23 protein-coding genes are annotated in these 16,451 nt (G+C 54.5%); 17 read left to right on the forward strand and 6 right to left on the reverse strand.

Translation table 11 applies throughout. The features are described from left to right. Positions 1 to 33: 33 nt before the first annotated feature. Both B5G37_RS03510 and B5G37_RS03515 read right to left on the reverse strand, forming a co-directional pair. Positions 34 to 303, reverse strand: coding sequence for a type II toxin-antitoxin system RelE/ParE family toxin (locus B5G37_RS03510; RefSeq protein ID WP_087253967.1), 270 nt, complete (start codon positions 301 to 303; stop codon positions 34 to 36). Then, positions 300 to 521 carry a DUF6290 family protein gene (locus tag B5G37_RS03515; protein WP_087253971.1) on the reverse strand — a complete coding sequence of 74 codons (222 nt, stop codon included), beginning with the start codon at positions 519 to 521 and terminating at the stop codon, positions 300 to 302. Before B5G37_RS03515 ends, B5G37_RS03510 begins: the two co-directional genes overlap by 4 nt. A 133-nt stretch (positions 522 to 654) precedes the next feature. Between B5G37_RS03515 and B5G37_RS03520 the strand changes: the two genes are divergently transcribed. Then, complete coding sequence (locus tag B5G37_RS03520) at positions 655 to 1,047, forward strand: hypothetical protein (RefSeq protein ID WP_087253974.1); 393 nt, start codon at positions 655 to 657, stop codon at positions 1,045 to 1,047. A gap of 71 nt (positions 1,048 to 1,118) precedes the next feature. Here B5G37_RS03520 and B5G37_RS03525 read toward each other — a convergent pair whose 3' ends face one another. Together B5G37_RS03525 and B5G37_RS03530 are read right to left on the reverse strand one after the other, a co-directional pair. Then, positions 1,119 to 1,913: a Fic family protein gene (locus B5G37_RS03525; RefSeq protein ID WP_087253976.1), complete on the reverse strand. Its 795-nt coding sequence runs from the start codon at positions 1,911 to 1,913 to the stop codon at positions 1,119 to 1,121. A gap of 135 nt (positions 1,914 to 2,048) precedes the next feature. Further along, on the reverse strand, positions 2,049 to 2,552 hold the full coding sequence (locus B5G37_RS03530) for a helix-turn-helix transcriptional regulator (protein WP_087253979.1): 504 nt from the start codon (positions 2,550 to 2,552) through the stop codon (positions 2,049 to 2,051). A 150-nt stretch (positions 2,553 to 2,702) separates the two neighbouring features. Here B5G37_RS03530 and B5G37_RS15160 point away from each other — a divergent pair, with 150 nt between their 5' ends. The 8 genes from B5G37_RS15160 to B5G37_RS03570 all read left to right on the forward strand — a co-directional run bounded on the left by B5G37_RS15160 (position 2,703) and on the right by B5G37_RS03570 (position 7,818). Beyond that, positions 2,703 to 2,870: a hypothetical protein gene (locus B5G37_RS15160; protein ID WP_158099339.1), complete on the forward strand. Its 168-nt coding sequence runs from the start codon at positions 2,703 to 2,705 to the stop codon at positions 2,868 to 2,870. 9 nt (positions 2,871 to 2,879) lie between these two features. Continuing rightward, complete coding sequence (locus B5G37_RS03535) at positions 2,880 to 3,140, forward strand: hypothetical protein (protein WP_087253982.1); 261 nt, start codon at positions 2,880 to 2,882, stop codon at positions 3,138 to 3,140. A 27-nt stretch (positions 3,141 to 3,167) separates the two neighbouring features. After that, positions 3,168 to 4,235, forward strand: a complete 1,068-nt coding sequence (locus B5G37_RS03540) for a 3'-5' exonuclease (RefSeq protein WP_087253985.1) — start codon at positions 3,168 to 3,170, stop codon at positions 4,233 to 4,235. A gap of 32 nt (positions 4,236 to 4,267) precedes the next feature. Next, the gene (locus tag B5G37_RS03545; RefSeq protein ID WP_087253986.1) at positions 4,268 to 4,741 is read left to right on the forward strand and encodes a hypothetical protein; all 474 of its coding nucleotides are present in this window, start codon (positions 4,268 to 4,270) and stop codon (positions 4,739 to 4,741) included. Positions 4,742 to 4,887: 146 nt separating this feature from the next. Then, entirely contained in the window at positions 4,888 to 5,157 is a 270-nt protein-coding gene (locus B5G37_RS03550; protein ID WP_087253990.1) for an AbrB/MazE/SpoVT family DNA-binding domain-containing protein, read from the forward strand. Then, positions 5,154 to 5,534: a hypothetical protein gene (locus tag B5G37_RS03555; protein ID WP_087253993.1), complete on the forward strand. Its 381-nt coding sequence runs from the start codon at positions 5,154 to 5,156 to the stop codon at positions 5,532 to 5,534. The genes B5G37_RS03550 and B5G37_RS03555 overlap by 4 nt, the downstream gene beginning before the upstream one ends. Positions 5,535 to 6,017: 483 nt before the next feature. Continuing rightward, a complete protein-coding gene (locus B5G37_RS03565; protein ID WP_087253999.1) occupies positions 6,018 to 6,203 on the forward strand; it encodes a hypothetical protein in 186 nt (61 codons plus the stop codon). Further along, positions 6,190 to 7,818, forward strand: coding sequence for a recombinase family protein (locus B5G37_RS03570; protein WP_087254001.1), 1,629 nt, complete (start codon positions 6,190 to 6,192; stop codon positions 7,816 to 7,818). Before B5G37_RS03565 ends, B5G37_RS03570 begins: the two co-directional genes overlap by 14 nt. Here B5G37_RS03570 and B5G37_RS15520 read toward each other — a convergent pair. Together B5G37_RS15520 and B5G37_RS03580 are read right to left on the reverse strand one after the other, a co-directional pair. After that, a complete protein-coding gene (locus tag B5G37_RS15520) occupies positions 7,778 to 8,011 on the reverse strand; it encodes a sporulation sigma factor SigK (protein WP_204217848.1) in 234 nt (77 codons plus the stop codon). The two genes, B5G37_RS03570 and B5G37_RS15520, sit on opposite strands and share 41 nt — an antisense overlap. 74 nt (positions 8,012 to 8,085) lie before the next feature. Then, on the reverse strand, positions 8,086 to 8,460 hold the full coding sequence (locus tag B5G37_RS03580; protein WP_087254004.1) for a DUF5655 domain-containing protein: 375 nt from the start codon (positions 8,458 to 8,460) through the stop codon (positions 8,086 to 8,088). Positions 8,461 to 8,757: 297 nt separating this feature from the next. Here B5G37_RS03580 and B5G37_RS03585 point away from each other — a divergent pair, with 297 nt between their 5' ends. The 8 genes from B5G37_RS03585 (at position 8,758) to B5G37_RS03620 (ending at position 16,360) form a co-directional block, all read left to right on the forward strand. After that, positions 8,758 to 9,471, forward strand: coding sequence for a class I SAM-dependent methyltransferase (locus tag B5G37_RS03585; RefSeq protein ID WP_087254005.1), 714 nt, complete (start codon positions 8,758 to 8,760; stop codon positions 9,469 to 9,471). A gap of 18 nt (positions 9,472 to 9,489) precedes the next feature. Continuing rightward, complete coding sequence (locus B5G37_RS03590; protein WP_087254008.1) at positions 9,490 to 10,281, forward strand: class I SAM-dependent methyltransferase; 792 nt, start codon at positions 9,490 to 9,492, stop codon at positions 10,279 to 10,281. Further along, on the forward strand, positions 10,278 to 11,222 hold the full coding sequence (locus tag B5G37_RS03595; RefSeq protein ID WP_087254011.1) for an ABC transporter permease: 945 nt from the start codon (positions 10,278 to 10,280) through the stop codon (positions 11,220 to 11,222). The genes B5G37_RS03590 and B5G37_RS03595 overlap by 4 nt, the downstream gene beginning before the upstream one ends. Then, positions 11,219 to 12,046, forward strand: coding sequence for an ABC transporter permease (locus B5G37_RS03600; RefSeq protein ID WP_087254015.1), 828 nt, complete (start codon positions 11,219 to 11,221; stop codon positions 12,044 to 12,046). Before B5G37_RS03595 ends, B5G37_RS03600 begins: the two co-directional genes overlap by 4 nt. A 12-nt stretch (positions 12,047 to 12,058) precedes the next feature. After that, positions 12,059 to 13,621 carry an ABC transporter substrate-binding protein gene (locus B5G37_RS03605; RefSeq protein WP_242962743.1) on the forward strand — a complete coding sequence of 521 codons (1,563 nt, stop codon included), beginning with the start codon at positions 12,059 to 12,061 and terminating at the stop codon, positions 13,619 to 13,621. Beyond that, positions 13,618 to 14,400, forward strand: coding sequence for an ABC transporter ATP-binding protein (locus tag B5G37_RS03610; protein WP_087254022.1), 783 nt, complete (start codon positions 13,618 to 13,620; stop codon positions 14,398 to 14,400). Before B5G37_RS03605 ends, B5G37_RS03610 begins: the two co-directional genes overlap by 4 nt. After that, on the forward strand, positions 14,397 to 15,194 hold the full coding sequence (locus tag B5G37_RS03615) for a dipeptide/oligopeptide/nickel ABC transporter ATP-binding protein (RefSeq protein ID WP_087254025.1): 798 nt from the start codon (positions 14,397 to 14,399) through the stop codon (positions 15,192 to 15,194). The genes B5G37_RS03610 and B5G37_RS03615 overlap by 4 nt, the downstream gene beginning before the upstream one ends. Positions 15,195 to 15,301: 107 nt before the next feature. Next, on the forward strand, positions 15,302 to 16,360 hold the full coding sequence (locus B5G37_RS03620) for a LacI family DNA-binding transcriptional regulator (RefSeq protein ID WP_087254026.1): 1,059 nt from the start codon (positions 15,302 to 15,304) through the stop codon (positions 16,358 to 16,360). Positions 16,361 to 16,451 lie beyond the last annotated feature (91 nt).

The raw sequence follows: 16,451 nt of genomic DNA on the forward strand, positions 1-16,451 counted from the left end.
CGCCCCAGGCTTCTTTTGTTTCAGTGCAGTCTCTCAGTGTTGGTAGACGTCTCTTCGATGTCCTACAGAGAGAGCAAGTATGACGAGCTTATCATCCTCAATTTCACAAATGAGGCGATAGTCTCCGATTCGGTATCGCCACTGACCACTTCTATTCGCGGTTAAGCCCTTCCCATGCAACCGAGGGTCTGCACAATCCACTAGGTTTTTTTCAATCCAGGCTTTCAGCATTCGCTGTGTATAACGGTCTAGTTTCTTGAATTCTCGGTCAAAACGAGAGGTTGTTCGGACGGAATATTTCACAAGTCCAGCTCCTCCCACAGAGCAGAGATGGGCCTGCTTTGCATCCCTCCCTCAACGTACTCACGGTGTGCAGCATCGGCAACTGCTATGTCGTACTCCTCTTGGATTTTTTCAAAAAGAGCGCTTTTGAACGCTTCGCCAAGGGACATGGAGTGAAGTTTTGCATAGCTTTCTGCCAAAGATTTTTCTTCCGCTGTCAGTCTGATGGAAAAACTCATAGGCTCAACTCCTTTCGTAATACATTGTACTACAATTATGCGGTTCCGTCAACTTAGGAGAAGCTACCGACATACGATGGACAAAAGAGAGTGACTTTGGTAAAATGTCAAAAACAGAGAGAGGAGAGAAGTTATGTATATTGCTGTGTTAGTGGGTTTGGTATGTCTGTCAATTGGGTTGCAAGTGCTTGCTGGGGTGGTTGGCCTGTGGTTCTCACAAATCATCTTTTTTGACAGTGCTCTCACTGGAGTGGCTGCCGGAATGGCGTGTAATCACTTTGCGCATATCCACCCGGCGATATGTATTGTGATCGGACTGGCGGCGTTTTTTCTTATCTTCATGTTGCAGACAACAACCATTGGCTTCTGGGTGATTGGTGGTCTTTTTACATTGGCCTACGCATCTGCCTTTGGTCTGATAGCGTACAGTGAAGGGGACATGATTTGGGGAGTAGTGGTATTTGCTCTGAGCCTTTTAATCGTTGGAGGATTGCATCTGAATGCAAGAAACCAACTGAGAGAATAAATATAAGCCGCTGTCGGGCGTGATGTGTCCGACAGCGGCTTATATTTATTGTTGTAAGGTCCTTTTTCCTGTTATCGTTCCGGGGTAGGTTTCTTTCGAGTTGGGAGCTTAATGTGGAACATCCTGCAATAGTCCCTTTGAGCCTCTAACTCGCACTCGCAGATCAGATTGACAAAAGAAGCATCACTGGGGTTCTGACGCCTTTGAGCCTGCTGGAGCGATGTGATATAGCTGTGGCGCAGAATTGGAGGGATGGACACTAGGCAGTACCCCTTGTTCACTAGAATGAGATTCATAAGCAGCCGGGCGGTACGTCCATTCCCGTCCTGGAAGGGATGAATATCTACCAGTCGCCGATGTGCATAGGCGGCCAGCAGTACCGGGTGCATGGTATCTTTTCTCTTATTCAGATCATCTACCAAGCTGGCCATCTGGGCGGGGACTTCTTCGGCAGATGGAGGAACGTACTCTGTTCCTGAGATGAAGACTTGGCCGCTACGGTATCTCCCAGCGTGGTCTGGATCAATGCTACCGTAGAACAGGCCATGCAAATGAAGAATATCTGTCTCATGGAATTGCAGAGGTCCACCTCTGGCAATCTCCAGCATGTAGTCGTAGGCCCTAGCGTGGCCGGTGGCCTCATAGCAGTCCCGGATGGGCTTGCCTCCCACAGTAATGCCGTCTTCCAGAAGTACCTTTGTCTCAGATAATGTCAGAGAATTTCCTTCCAGCGCATTCGATGAGTAGGTAGTACCGATCCGAAAGTAGGCATCCAGCTCTTTCACTTCATCTGGAGACAGGGGCCGATGCTCCCTAATTGATTTTGCGTATAGGTCAATTTTATCCAAAAGGGCTTTGTTTGCCACGGAATCACCCGCCTTCACTTTTGTTTTTATAATTGTAACATACTCTCTAGATATGGACAACGGGCTACCTAACTTCATTGATTACCGAAGGAGCGCCATCCCTGATGGGGGTGGCACTCCTTTTTTGCGCTTTGACTATCCCTCAGATGTCATTGCGCTGCTGGAGTCGTCGCTGGTGATATTGGAAGCAGATGACCCCTTTCTGGGTGCAAAACCTAAGAGCATTTTTTTATATGCCTCCTCCAACTCTTCGGTAGTTGGTTCGGAGGAAGTGGTCTGAGCTTTTGCACCTATAATGGCATAAGCGAAGCCTTGCATGACGTCACGTTGTTCTGCCGTAAGATTGAGGAAGGCGGTCATAAATCGGACTCCAAAATCATTCAGGTCATATCGGATGCGGAGTTGCTCCAGGAGGGTGTCATCACTTTCGTGGAACATCTCACCCTCGCCAGTTCGAAGCCAAACCTCCCTTACGTTGAATTTTTCGCATATCAGAAGAATTGTGCGGTCTGTGGCATTACGAGTTGAACTCTCGATCTGACCCAGTGAGGATTGTTTAAGACCGATTTTTTCACCAAATTCAGCTTGCGTTAGCTTGGATTTTTTTCTGACCAAACGGATACGTTCGCCAATTGTCATTCTATCACCTCTTTCTTATTTCTTAGACCATAATATCACACAAAATATCGCAATGCAATATTTTTGGTGAAAACCATTGACAATAAAAGTGCAATGAGATATTATGATAGTGCAAAGAAATAAAATATAAAATGCAAAGGGGTGAATCTCGTGAGTATGGATGAAAAGCGTATTTCGGCTGAAAAAATGGCAGCTGCGTTCAAGGCTCTTTCTCCGACAGAGCAGCAAAGGCTTTACTACATGATGCAAGGAGCAGCGCTCGTATCCGATCCCATACAGCATAAAGAGCCATTACATACTACTTCTGATGAGAAATAATAGGTATTCATGAAAAAGTTAACTGTTTATATGGAAATTGCAGGAGCTGCCCATGATGAACAAGGGAATCCCCAGCCTGCGGTAATTCGTATGACGATTGGAGATCCAGACGGTGATGAGATTACCGGAGATGAGTACCAGGCGTTCCTGGAGCGTATCACGGCTGAAGACGTACTGGAGGCAGCTTGCCTGACCGATATTTACCCGGTCTCGGCTTGTCGCATTATTATGCCCCAAGAGTATCAAGAAAAGTACGGAGATGAGGGTTAACACCTAAGTAGAAGGAGAGAAGAATCCATGAAGCTTTACGAAGTGAGAACATCATCCGGGCTACCTGTATTTGAAGGTAATCACAAGGGATGTGAGGAATACATCACACAGGCGCTCCAGAAAGGTTCTCAGCCTGGATTCCTCTCCATCCATCCCAGGTATACCCACTACACAGACATGCCTGATGAGCTACGCAGTTGCCTTTTTACAGAGCGGCAATGGGCCCAGAAGGGATATTTCCCAAATGACTCTGACTGTGGAGTGATCATCTGGACGAATCACAGTCATAGGGAGAAAAAACGATACCTCTCTGGAGAGGACGTACACCCTGGCACAGAAGAAGAACTGGAGAACTATGCCGCTGCCAACACCATGCGGTTGGAGGCAAAGCAACGTTTGGTTGTGCAGGGGCTGAAAGCTCAGATTGCTCGTCTGGAGCAAGAAGTAGATGAGATGGGCCAGCGGGAGGCCAAGGCGAACAAACGGCTGGACAGCCTGATAGATGCTTATAAGTGTCTGCTTTGCGAACAATGCAAAAGAGAAGGTCCAATCCGTGGCATCGACCTCCCGGCCAGGATTGTCCTGGACACGGAGACCACTGGACTTGATCCAAGACGGGACGAGCTGCTCCAAATCTCCGTCCTGGATGCCGACACAGGGGCGACCGTATTAAACACCTATGTGCGACCTATTTGGACACTTGAGTGGCCACAAGCGCAGAATATCCATGGCATTACCCCTGAGATGGTTGCGGAGGCACCTACGCTGGCAGAATTGCATCTGGAGCTTCGGGCGATTTTCGGCACGGCTCGGGAGATTATTGGGTACAACACATTCTTTGATCTTGCATTCTTGGAGCCTTATGGGATTAGCTCCTATAGGGAAATTGTAGATGTCATGATGGATTTTGCCCCCATCTACGGCGAGTGGAGCGAGTATCATGACGACTATAAGTGGCAGAGCCTGAGTACCTGCGCTGCTTACTTCGGATATGACTGGGGTGAGGACAAGGTTCACGACAGCTTAGCGGACTGCAAGGCCACGCTCTTTTGTTATCACAAGCTTAAAGGGAGTTGGGAAAATGGCGTGGAGTGATTTTGGTTTTAGTAGTCATGGGGGGCGTGGCAATGAAAGACTATATAAAAATTGCAAAAGATGCAAGAAAAATGAAAAAAACAGCAGAGCAGGAAGGAGTCCAGAAACGAATTAAAGAAGTTTTGCCTGAAATATGCAACAAGGCAATACAAGAAGCAGAGCGTACTGCGCAAAATGGGGAAACTCATTTTCATTTAGAGGTATACAAGTTCACTGACGACCTTTGTGGTTCATATCGTGAAAAAGTCTTCCTTGCCATTTATAAAGCTACCCAGAAAGAGTTGAGACAGTATAGGCTGTACTTAATCGGGGGAAATGTTTACTTCCGGCGCTGTACTTACTTTATCCCGTTGTTTTTCATTATGCTTTTCGATTTGCTCACTTTGGCTGGTTTTTTTTATTTATATCACATCGGCTTTCACACATATAGTTGGTCGAGCCTGGGAATTTTCTGTTTATTATGTATGGCCTTATGGATGAACTTCTGGCTATTGGAGCGAGGATGACTGTGAAAAAGTTGATAACTTGCGAACTTATATTGGCAGGTGGTGTGTTGATAGCTAAATATGTATCACCGTGGCTGGCATTTAAGCTGGCCGAGTGGATTTGTTCAATATACGCCTACTTTGGAATTTAAGAGAGGAGATTAACAATGAAAGCAACAGGAATTGTCCGAAATCTCGATCCGCTGGGGCGAATTGTTCTTCCCAAAGAACTCCGGCGTACCCTCAATCTTGAGGATGGGACCCCGTTGGAAATATTCATGTCCGAAGATGGGGCGATCGTCCTCCGCAAGCATGCTCCTGGTTGCAGCTGTTGCGGCCGCACGGACAACCTTAAGGAGTATAAAGGCATATCGCTGTGCCAGAGGTGTATTGATGCATTCAATTCCGTGTCTGTGCAGGAAATGGGGGAAAAATGAAAGACTATGCAAAGATTGCCAAAGAGGCATTGAAGCAGCATAAAAAAGAACATATACAGACATTGCTGCCCGATTTGCGTGCTAGAGTTCTGGCGGATGCCGAGCGTCATGCACGGGAGGGAGATAGTTATTTCTTTTTGGAAAGTGAAAGCTACCCAGAGCTAAATCGTTTCAGAGGCGAGTACAAACAGGAGATGTATGTCGCACTGGAACGTGCACTAAGGAAAGATTTAAAAAAGCATAGGCTATACATGGATGACCGCCGCTGTGTTTATATCAAGCGGGACTATGGAGAGGCGTTATTCTGCATAGGTTTAGTTGCTTTGGTCCTAATGATGGTAGGAATGACGATAGCGTTTATCATATGCGGGGCCTAGCAACAGAAGGAGAAACCCAGGTCAGGCTCTGCCACCTGGGCACTTCCTCCAGCAAGCCATAACTTGACTTGTTGGAGGAAGTGTTGAGAAACACTCGTGTACCTTGAAAATGGAATACAGGCATGACTGGTACATAACTCATGCACGAGCGAATCAGGATCGCCGCCGTAACGGAGCAGCGAGAGCAGCTCCCAGCGATCAACGTCAACCTGAGACCCGGAGAGGGCACTCCGGGCGCAACGACTGTATGGGGGATAATGATACTTCCTCACGGCCTCCCGAAGATAGGGGGGAGCCCGGCAGCACCCGGCAACAGGGCCGATGCTTGCGGAGCTATGGCGCCAAGCCAATGGCGGCCAGTCATGTCATACTTGGCGTATATTATCGAATCCGTGTGAATGATATGTGATGGTTCATGTGGGTTTGGTAATATGCATACACACTCGCAGTTACGAATAACTTTCTTCAAAGGGGGGGATCAGGATGAATGAGGTTGAGCGAGATGTAGGTCTTGCGCTGTTGATGCGTTTACGGCAGCGAAAGCTGCTGTCCGAAGAACACTATCGTGCAGCATGTTGCTCTCAATTTTTTGACAGAAGAAGCTTCACTCAGTATGCTAGAGATACCCCCAATGAAGTGATGGAGGTTGATCAGCATGATGACCATTAGGAAGCTGCGAGAACAGTTGCGGATGGGCAGGTCCATCTATGATCTTTCACTGCGAGTTACATATTATGCACGTGTATCCACGGAAAAAGTGGAGCAACAAGGGAGCCTGGAGAACCAGGTTCAATACTATACGGAATTCATTCAGAAGAACCCCAACTGGACTTTTGTGCAAGGCTATGTGGACGAAGGTATCTCGGGCACCAGCACCTACAAGCGGGAGAACTTCCTACGTATGATTGACGATGCCCACAGGGGTCTGTTTGACTTCATTATCACCAAAGAGATTTCCCGGTTTTCCAGAAGCACTCTAGACAGCATCCAGTATACTCAGGAGCTACTGGATGCAAACGTGGGTGTTCTCTTTCAGAACGACAACATCAATACTCTGGACACCGACAGCGAGTTCCGTTTGGTGGTCATGGCAGGCGTGGCCCAGGATGAGGTGCGGAAGCTGTCTGAACGCCTGAAGTTCGGTTTTCGGCAGTCTATCAAGAACGGTCATGTGCTGGGTAATAACCGACTGTGGGGCTATGACAAGAAGGACTGTAAATTAACCATTATCCCAGAGCAAGCTGAAGCAGTTCGATTGATTTTTGAACTTTATGCCACGGGAAAGTATGGCATTCGCAAACTCTCCCAAGAACTGACCCGAAGAGGTCATACCAGCTTGCTTGGGAATGACTTTAATACCGCAACTATCAAGCATATACTCACAAATCCCAAGTATAAAGGGTGGTATTGTGGGAACAAAACGCAGAAGCTAGATTACCGTTCAAAGAAAACAATCTTTTTGGATGAGAGTGAATGGGTTATGTATCCAGACCCTAATATCCCAGCAATAGTATCAGAAGAATTGTGGGACAGGGCAAATGAGATATTCAAACAGCGCAGTCGAGAGGTTAAGGGAAAGGCTACAAGCTATCACAACCGTTATGCTTATAGCGGTAAGATTGTTTGCGGCACCCATGGGACACACTTTCAGAGACAGTACTTCAAAACCGCCGCTGGAAAAACAGAATTCTGGAAATGCCGGATTTATCGCCAACAAGGAAAGAAAGCTTGCGCCCTACCGGGGATTCGCACTTATGAAATTGACAGAATTTTGGCTGATTTATTTGAGAAGCTGGTTGGAAATAAGGACGAGATTGTACGTCTTGTCCTAAATAGTGTTATTGAGACAACACAAAAAAAAGACCATTCGGTCGCCATTGGGAGACTCGAAGGTCAAATCAAACAAATAGAAGATAAGAAAGACAAATTGCTGGAACTAAGTATAGCAAATGCTGTTACTCTCCAGGAATTTAAGGAGCGAAACCAGAGATTTAACAGTCAGATTTCTGAACTGGAGGATCAACTGGCTGCGCTGAGACAACAGGAACAGCAGGCAGGAGAAAACCTTCTTGATCCTAATCTGCTGGAAAAGGCATTATGGGAAGAACTCAATTTCACAAATGGCATTAGTTCTGATGTTGTAGCTGCGATTCTTGACCACATCGTTGTGAGAGAAGAGAGCGACAATACAAGAATTTATCTAGATGTTTTTCTACGGCTGGGGCAAACTGCTTCAGTCAATTTTAAGAGAGACGGATTCGTCCTTTGTAACACCTCTTCTTGACAATGTGCGCCACCAGACGCAAATTGTGCTCGATGAGTTTGTCCCGGGCGTCGCTGTCCCCCTCCGCCATGCGTTTCAGACAGTCCTGTTCCTCCTCCCGGGTCAGGGCCCGGGGAAAGGAGCCGGTGTTGTTGGCCAGCCGCAGGGTGAAAAACAGCCCGTTGAGCATCAGTATAAGCCATGCCGTCCACATGGTCACCACCTCCATGGGGAAGTGTATGCGTGGGCGGCGTGTCCCTATGGCTGGGAAGGAGAAATCTTCCGGCTCTATTTGACCAGGGCGAACTGATAGGCCTCTTCCACCCAGTCCAAAATGGTCTGGTCCACCTGGTTGGGGTGGGTGAGGAGCACGTGGTGGGTCCAGCGGTTGGGGTAGGGCTCCACCGCCTGGACGATGCGAGGATGTTCCCGATGATGGGACAGGCCGAAGGTGAGCAGCAGGTATTCTGTGGGCCACCCCTTGACCTTCCGCCAGGGCAGGGACACTGCGGCAAACACGTAGCGGTTGCGCAGAGAAATTTGGGTTTTGCTCACCTTGACGGTGATGTCCGGATGGCGCCGGGTCAGTTGCTCCAACAGTGTGGTATAGATGGGCAGCATCTGGGGCATTCCTTGAAAAAACATCAGTTCCTCGATGGACATGAAAAAACCTCCTCTCCTGGGTTTGGGTGCCTACCTGGAGTATACCAGAGGTGGGGTGGAAAGGCCACCCGCCCAAAGGGCTTTTACAGGGGGAAAGATTGACAAACATCCCCAGGTATGCTATCATACCAAACAGCACACAAAGTGCGGAAAACGGATTGAAATCCGTGGTTGTACCTGGGTTTGGTGCCCATGAGTGAATTTGAATGAATGTTTGCGGTTATGTAGGCTGCATGGTCTGTCAGGAGTACAGACTGTGCAGCCTTTTTTATATGCCCACAGGAAGGGGACAAAGACGTGGAAGAGATCAAACAGCGTATGACCAGCTACTGGACCCAGCGGGTGGAGCAATTTTCCGCCCTGCGGTACAAAGAGTTGCAGGGGGAGAAGCATAGGCAGTGGCTGGAGGAACTTCAAACTCGGCTACCGGCATCCACGGGGCTGGAGATTTTGGACATTGGCACGGGCACCGGCTTTTTTGCCCTGCTGCTGGGGGGACAAGGACACCGGGTCACCGGCATTGACCTGACCCCGAATATGGTCTCGGAGGCCCGACGGGTGGCGGAACAGCTGGGGGTGGAGGCGGAGTTTTTGGTCATGGACGCAGAGCAGCCCAACTTCCCGCCCCACCGCTTTGACGCCATCGTTACCCGCAACCTGACTTGGACCTTGCCCCATTTGCCCCGCGCCTATGAGGCGTGGCACACCTTACTCAAGCCTGGTGGGGTGTTGGTAAACTTCGATGGGGACTACTGCCGGGAGGCTCCCTACGATGCGCCCGCCCACCACGCCCACCAGGGAATGGGGGAGGGGATTCTGGCGGAATACCAGCAGATGAAGCAGGCGCTGCGTCCCACCCAGCAGGCCCGGCCCCAATGGGATGTGGAGCTGCTGCGTCAGGCGGGCTTTCAAGAGGTGCAGGTGGACACCGGGGTGTGGAAGCGCATCTACGACAAGGTGGACGAGTTTTATAACCCCACCCCCATCTTTGCCATCACCGCCAGAGAATAACCGGGGAGGAGAAGGAGTATGGAGAACTACGCCAAGGAAAATCAGCGGTACTGGACCCAGCGGGCCCCCAGCTACTCCCAGGTCAACCGGGAGGAACTGGCTACAGCCCAGCGCCAGGTGTGGAGCCAGACCCTGGATGAGCGGATTCGGGGGCGCTTTCCCCACCGCAGCCGGGAGGGAATTCGGGTGCTGGACGTGGGGACAGGGCCGGGCTTTTTTGCCATCCTTTTGACGGAATTGGGGTATGATGTGACGGCGGTGGACTACACCCCTGCCATGCTGGCTCAGGCCCGGGGAAATGCCGGTGACCTGGGGGAACGTATGAAATTTTACACCATGGACGCCCAGGACCTCACCTTTCCAGACCACAGCTTTGATGTGGTGGTCTCTCGCAACCTCACTTGGAACCTGCCCCAGCCCCAGCGGGCCTATGCCCAATGGGCCCGGGTGCTGCGCCCCGGGGGACTGCTGCTGAACTTTGACGCCAACTGGTATCGCTACCTCTTTGACCCCCAGGCCCAGCAGGGACACCTGCAAGACCGGGCCAACGTGCAGCGGCTCCACGCCGCCGACGACACGGTGGGCACCGATGTGGCGGCCATGGAGGCCATTGCCCGTCAGGCGCCATTGTCCGCCCAGCGCCGCCCCGCCTGGGATCTGGAGACCTTGACAGCTCTGGGATTGGAGGCGGAGGCTGACCCACAGGTGTGGCGGCAGGTGTGGACCCGGGATGAGTGGCTGAACAACGCCTCCACCCCCATGTTTTTGGTGTGTGCCGCCAAGTCTACCCAGGGAGAGGTGGGGGCATGAGGGGATATGTGTGTGGGCGTTTGGCTCGGCTCATCCCCATACTGTTGGTGATCACCTTTGTCTGCTTTGGCTTGATGCGCCTGGCGGGCAGCGATGCGGTGGAACAGAGAATGGAGAACACCGGCACGGTGCTCGCGCCCGAGGTGGTGGAACGGGCCAAGGAGGAGCTGGGGCTGGACAAGCCCTTTTTGACCCAGTACGGGGTGTGGCTGTGGGGGCTGCTCCACGGGGACATGGGCACCAGCTACGTCTCCGGGCGGGAGGTACTGCCCACCTTTTTGGAAAAACTCCCGGCCACATTGGGGCTCACGGCGGTGTCCTTGTTTTTAACGGTGCTCATCTCCATCCCCTTGGGAGTGGTGGCAGCGGTGCGGCAAAACCGGTGGACGGACTACCTGTTGCGGGGGATGAGTTTTGTGGGAAACAGCTTGCCCAACTTTCTGGTAGCGCTGCTACTGCTCTACTTCTTCGCCGTGCGCTGGAAGGTGTTTCCCGTCATGAGCCGAGATGCGGGGTTGGGCGGCGTGGTGCTGCCCAGCCTGACCCTGGCCATTGCCATGTCCGCCAAGTACCTGCGCCAGGTACGGGCGGCGGTGCTGGAGGAGCTGAGCCAGGACTACGTGGTGGGTGCGGCGGCCCGAGGGGTACCCTTTGGGGTGACCTTGGTGCGCAGTGTGCTGCGGGGTGCCCTGGTCCCGCTGGTGACCCTGCTGGCCCTGTCCGTGGGCAGCTTGTTGGGGGGGACCGCCATTGTGGAGTCCATTTTTTTGTGGGATGGCGTGGGCAAACTGGCGGTGGACGCCATCCAGATGCGGGACTACCCCGTGATTCTGGCCTATGTGATGTGGATGTCCATCCTCTATGTGGTGGTAAATCTGGTTGCAGATCTGTGCTGTCGGGCGTTCAATCCCCGGATTCGGCTGGGAGGTGAGCGCCCATGAGAGGGACGAAGCGCATAGACCTTCGGTTTGCCCTGCTGCTGGGATTGGCAGCTATGTTGCTGGCTGTGGTGGCTCTGGCCCCCCAGCTGTGTCCCCACGATCCCAACGCCCAGGTGTTTGAGGTGTTGCAGCCCCCCTCCTGGGCCCACTGGTGCGGCACCGACCGCTATGGCCGAGATCTGTTCTCCCGAGTGCTGGTGGGGATGCAGACCAGCGTGTGCTCCACCTTGGCTCTGGTGGTCCTCATCACCATCTTTGGTACCGCGGTGGGGGTGGCCTGCGGCTACTGGGGCGGCGTGGTGGACGGGGTGTGCATGGCAATTTGCGATGTGTGTCTGGCCTTTCCACCCCTGGTGCTGGCCTTGGCTCTGGCCGCCCTGTTTCAAGGGGGCTTGGCCCAGGCGGTGGCGGCTCTGGCTGTGGTCAGCTGGCCCAAGTACGCCCGCCTGACCCGCAGCCAGACCCTGGCGGTGAAAGAGGCGGACTTCATCCAGGCCGCCAAACTGGCAGGGAACACGGGGCCTCAGCTGTTGGTGCGCCACATCCTGCCCCACGTACTGGGCCCCATTGTGGTCACTGCCACCTTGGACGTGGGCACCATGATGATGGAGTTGGCGGGGCTGTCCTTTCTGGGGCTGGGAGCCCAGCCCCCCACGGCGGAGTTGGGCAGCATGATGAGTGCAGGGCGCAGCATGCTGCAAACCCACCCTTGGGTGATTTTCGCCCCCGGCGGGGCCATGTTTGTGGCGGTGTCCATCTTTCATCTGTTGGGAGATGGGGTGCGGGATCATCTGGACCCTCGCAGGAACATTTATAAGAGATAGGAGGAACCACTGGTGAAACAGAAACGATATTCCTGGCTGGCCGGGGTGGTGCTGAGCCTGTGCCTGCTGGCCGGGTGTGGCTCCAGCCCTCAGGCCACCCAGACTGCCACCACCTTTGTGCTGGGGGACACCACGTTCAATGCGGAAAATGAGGAGCCGGACGTGAACCCCCACAACGCCTACTCCGGCTGGGCCTGCATCCGCTATGGCATCGGTGAGACCCTGTTTCGCTACACCGACCAGATGGAGCTGGAGCCCTGGCTGGCCTCCGACTATGAGCAGGTGGACGAAAACACCTGGGTCATCACCCTGCGGGACGGGGTGCGGTTCAGCAGCGGGCGGGCCGTAGACGGCCAGGCGGTGAAGAAGTGCCTGGAGCATCTGGTGCAGGTCCACGACCGAGCCCGGGCCGACCTGATGGTCCGGTCCATCACCGCCCAGGAGCAGACGGTGACGGTGGTTACCCAAGCGCCCAACCCTACCTTCCTCCAGCGCCTGTGCGACCCCTACGCCTGCATCATCGACTTGGAGGCAGGGATCACGGAGGAGGGCATGGTGGTGGGCACCGGCCCCTATGTGGCCACGTCCCTGGTCTCCGGGGAGGAGCTGCAACTGGTGCGCAATGAATCCTACTGGGACGGAGAGCCCGGGTATGAGGCGGTGAAGGTGGTGACCATCTCAGACGGTGACACCCTGACTATGGCCTTGCAGGCGGGGGACATTGACGGGGCCTATGGCCTGCCCTACGCCAGTTACCCCCTGTTTGACAACCCGGACTACACCCGGTCCAGCTGCGCCACCAGTCGGGTGTTCTTTGTGACCATGAATTTTGAAAGCCCTGTGGTGCAGGACCCGGCGGTGCGCAAGGCTATGGCCATGGGCATTGACAAGCAACGATTTGTGGACACCCTGCTGGACGGCAACGGATATCCGGCATCGGGGCCGTTTCCCCAGTCTCTGTCCTTTGGGGGCGACGCGGTGAAGGCCAAGGCATATGACCCCCAGGCCGCCCGTGACCTTCTGGAACAGGCAGGATGGGTGGATACCGATGGGGACGGCATCCGGGAGAAGGATGGGGAGAGGCTCACCATTCGTTGGCTGACCTACCCCAGCCGCCAAGAGCTGCCCCTGTTGGCTGAGGCGGCCCAGGCCACCTTAAAGGAGATCGGCATGGAGGTGGTCATTCAGAGTACCGCCGACCACAACCGCATCCGCAAAGATACCACCGCCTGGGATGTGTATGCCAGCGCCATGGTCACCGCCCCCACGGGAGACGGGGAATACTTCTTCTCCACCCACTGCCTGTCCACTTCCGTGGCCAACAACGGGGAATATTACAATGAGACGTTGGAGCAGCTGGCCGCCCAGATGGCCCAGACCTTTGACCCGGAAGTACGGGGCCAACTGGCGGTGGAAATGAGCCAGCTGTTGCTGGACGACGACGCCTTTATCTTCTGTTCCCATCTGCAAATGAGTATGGTGACCCGGTCCGATGTCACGGGGCTGGTGGCCCATCCCTGTGACTTCTATGAGATCACCGTGGATTTGGCCCCGGCCCAGGGGGATGGGGTATGAGAGAGGTGCTGGAATACCACCAGGTGGAGGTCGCCTACCAGGGCAGAGCCGTGGTGCATAACGTGAGCTTCACCCTCCACGCCGGGGAGATCTTGGGGGTGGTGGGCCAGTCCGGGTGCGGCAAGAGCACTTTGCTTCGGGCGGCCATGGGACTGCTGGGCCCAGGGGGCCGGGTGAGCCAGGGAGAAATTCGGCTGGAAGGAGAGAAGCTGCTGGAACGTACGCCCCGGGAGATGGAACAACTGCGGGGGGCAAAGTTGGGCCTGCTGATGCAGAACCCCCAGGGGGTCTTCTGCCCCGTGCGCACCCTGGGCAGTCAGATGGTGGAGACGTTGCGGGCCCACCAGGCTGTGTCCAAAGCCCAGGCCCGAGAGAAAGCTCTGGAGCTGATGGCCACGTTGGGATTGCCGGATGGGGCGCGGATTTGGAACAGCTACCCCTTTCAGCTCTCCGGTGGTATGCTCCAGCGGGTGGCCATGGCCCTTGCCATGCTGCTGGAGCCGACGGTTCTGCTGGCCGACGAGCCCACCAGCGCCTTGGACTGCGTGGTCCAAAAACAGGTTTTGATGCAGCTGGGGAAGCTGCGGGAGATGTACCACACCGCCATGGTGGTGGTCTCCCACGACATGGGGGTGGTGTCCACCCTGGCGGATTCGGTGCTGGTGCTGCATCAGGGCATCCCGGTGGAGTACGGCCCCGCCCAAGAGGTGCTGCGCCACCCCCAGCACCCCTACACCCAACAGCTGTTGGCGGCATCTATAGGGGAGGTGGGAGTATGAATCCCGTATTGGAACTCCAACGTGTGAGCAAATGCTTCTCCCACCGGGGGAAACCTCCGGTGAAAGCGGTACAAGAGGTGAGTGCATGCATTTACCCTGGGGAAATTCTGGGGCTGGTGGGTCAGTCCGGGTGCGGCAAGAGCACCTTGGCCCGGCTGGCGGCCTGTCTGCTCACTCCCACCTCTGGCTCCATTCTTCTGAATGGGCGAGAGGTCACCGGGGCCAAGGGAAAGGCGCTGCGTGAGGTGCACCGGCAGGTGCAGATGGTGTTTCAGCACCCAACGGCCTCCTTTGACCCTCGCCGGACCCTGGGGGACGGCATTGGGGAGAGTTTGCGCAATTTGGGATATACCAAACGGGAGCGGGAGCGTCGGGTGGAAGAGCTGCTGGAGCGGTGTGGCCTTGGGGCGGAATACGCCCGCCGCTACCCCCATCAGGTCAGCGGGGGAGAGTGCCAGCGGGCGGCTCTGGCCCGGGCCTTGGCCTCCAAACCCCGGCTCATCCTTTTGGACGAGCCCACCAGCGCCCTGGATGTGTGGACCCAGAAGCAAATTTTGGAGCTTTTGGCCCAGTTGCAGGGGCAGGAAGGGCTATCGTATCTGCTCATCAGCCACAATTTGGCTCTGATGGAGCGGGTGTGCCACCGGGTGTTGGTGATGGACCAGAGCCAGGTGGTGGAGGAGGGGAGCCCAGCGCAGGTGCTGGGAAAACCCGCATCTCCTGCGGCCCAGCGGCTGGCCGACGCGGCAATCCCGTGGGATTTGTCTGACCCCGTTCCACCCTGCCTGCCGTGAATGCAGAAAGGTGGGACGGGGCTTTCCTTTTGTGCGGGAATGTTTCTTGAAAAATGACAGAGACAGTGGTACAATAATTTTTACGAAATAGAAAGGGGGCGAAGCCCATGGCAACGCTGAAAGAAATCGCCCAGCGTACCGGATACTCGCCCGCCACCATTTCCCGGATTTTGTCCGGTGACCCCCAACTTTCCGTGACCCCTGAGGCCAGAAGGAAGGTATTGGAGGAGGCGGGACGGCTCAATTATTCCCAGACGAAAAGCAGACGAGGCCGCACCCCCAAGGGCGTGCTTCGGGTGGGCATTGCGGAAATGCTCTCTCCGGCACAGCAGTTGGAGGACCCCTATTATTTATATTTAAGTGGCTTTGTCCGTCAGCGGTGCCTGGACAAGCGTTACACCGCCGTACCTCTGGAGAACCGGGGCAGCGAGTTTGTGGTGCCCACGGGCGGTGAGCGGCTGGACGGCATTGTGGCCATTGGCCTGTTTGAGCCCGAGCAGATCCGCTCGTTGGCTTGCCTGGCTCCCAACCTGGTGTTTGTGGACTCCTCTCCTCAGGAGAGCGAGCACGACTCCGTGGTGCTCAACCACTCCTTGGGTATCTCCCTGGCTTTGGAGCATTTGCACAAGCTGGGACACCAGAAGATCGGCTTTATCGGGCCGGAATGGAAATTTGACGACCGGCGGCAGCGGGCGCTGGAGGCCCGACGCAAGTGGTTTGTGGAGCAGATGAAAGATGCCGGAAAACTCCGGGAGGAGTGGCTGCTGGAATGCCCCATGCAGACCGATGAGGCCGCCCAGGCTGTAGAGGCATTTTTGAGCCGGGGCGGTGAGCGGCCCACGGCGTTCATCGCAGCCAACGAGGAAGTGGCCATTGGTGCCGTGCGGGCCATGCACAAGCTGGGAATCTCGGTGCCGGAGGAGATTTCTGTGGTCTCCTTCAATAACACCCCCCGTTCTGCCCTGGTGGACCCGCCCTTGACCTCCATTTCCGCTCACGTGGAGCAGATGGCGGCCACCGCCCTGGATCTGCTCCGTTCCCGGGTGCCCTTGCCTGGACGGGAGGCCGAGCGAACCATCCCCTTGAAAGTAGTGGTTCCCCCCACGATGATTGAGCGAAAGAGCACAACTTTCGCTCCGCAATTTGTGCAAGACAACGAAGTGTAATGGGATGAGAAATTGTGGTTGTATTTTTAGTAAAATAAATATATAATGGTGTTACCATAAAATCCACATATTTCATACGAGGTGAGAGGAC

Source organism: Pseudoflavonifractor sp. An85, from assembly GCF_002161235.1.
In the GTDB taxonomy this organism is placed as follows: Bacteria; Bacillota; Clostridia; order Oscillospirales; family Oscillospiraceae; genus Enterenecus.

Excerpts from the sequence above, each read along its gene's own strand:
- B5G37_RS03565 (WP_087253999.1), top strand. The coding sequence starts at position 6,018 with ATGAATGAGGTTGAGCGAGATGTAGGTCTTGCGCTGTTGATGCGTTTA.
- B5G37_RS03615 (WP_087254025.1), top strand. The coding sequence starts at position 14,397 with ATGAATCCCGTATTGGAACTCCAACGTGTGAGCAAATGCTTCTCCCAC.
- B5G37_RS03535 (WP_087253982.1), top strand. The coding sequence starts at position 2,880 with ATGAAAAAGTTAACTGTTTATATGGAAATTGCAGGAGCTGCCCATGAT.
- B5G37_RS03545 (WP_087253986.1), top strand. The coding sequence starts at position 4,268 with ATGAAAGACTATATAAAAATTGCAAAAGATGCAAGAAAAATGAAAAAA.
- B5G37_RS03590 (WP_087254008.1), top strand. The coding sequence starts at position 9,490 with ATGGAGAACTACGCCAAGGAAAATCAGCGGTACTGGACCCAGCGGGCC.
- B5G37_RS03610 (WP_087254022.1), top strand. The coding sequence starts at position 13,618 with ATGAGAGAGGTGCTGGAATACCACCAGGTGGAGGTCGCCTACCAGGGC.
- B5G37_RS03555 (WP_087253993.1), top strand. The coding sequence starts at position 5,154 with ATGAAAGACTATGCAAAGATTGCCAAAGAGGCATTGAAGCAGCATAAA.
- B5G37_RS03580 (WP_087254004.1), bottom strand. The coding sequence starts at position 8,460 with ATGTCCATCGAGGAACTGATGTTTTTTCAAGGAATGCCCCAGATGCTG.
- B5G37_RS03620 (WP_087254026.1), top strand. The coding sequence starts at position 15,302 with ATGGCAACGCTGAAAGAAATCGCCCAGCGTACCGGATACTCGCCCGCC.
- B5G37_RS03595 (WP_087254011.1), top strand. The coding sequence starts at position 10,278 with ATGAGGGGATATGTGTGTGGGCGTTTGGCTCGGCTCATCCCCATACTG.
- B5G37_RS03540 (WP_087253985.1), top strand. The coding sequence starts at position 3,168 with ATGAAGCTTTACGAAGTGAGAACATCATCCGGGCTACCTGTATTTGAA.
- B5G37_RS03570 (WP_087254001.1), top strand. The coding sequence starts at position 6,190 with ATGATGACCATTAGGAAGCTGCGAGAACAGTTGCGGATGGGCAGGTCC.
- B5G37_RS15520 (WP_204217848.1), bottom strand. The coding sequence starts at position 8,011 with ATGTGGACGGCATGGCTTATACTGATGCTCAACGGGCTGTTTTTCACC.
- B5G37_RS03520 (WP_087253974.1), top strand. The coding sequence starts at position 655 with ATGTATATTGCTGTGTTAGTGGGTTTGGTATGTCTGTCAATTGGGTTG.
- B5G37_RS03550 (WP_087253990.1), top strand. The coding sequence starts at position 4,888 with ATGAAAGCAACAGGAATTGTCCGAAATCTCGATCCGCTGGGGCGAATT.
- B5G37_RS03600 (WP_087254015.1), top strand. The coding sequence starts at position 11,219 with ATGAGAGGGACGAAGCGCATAGACCTTCGGTTTGCCCTGCTGCTGGGA.
- B5G37_RS03530 (WP_087253979.1), bottom strand. The coding sequence starts at position 2,552 with ATGACAATTGGCGAACGTATCCGTTTGGTCAGAAAAAAATCCAAGCTA.
- B5G37_RS03515 (WP_087253971.1), bottom strand. The coding sequence starts at position 521 with ATGAGTTTTTCCATCAGACTGACAGCGGAAGAAAAATCTTTGGCAGAA.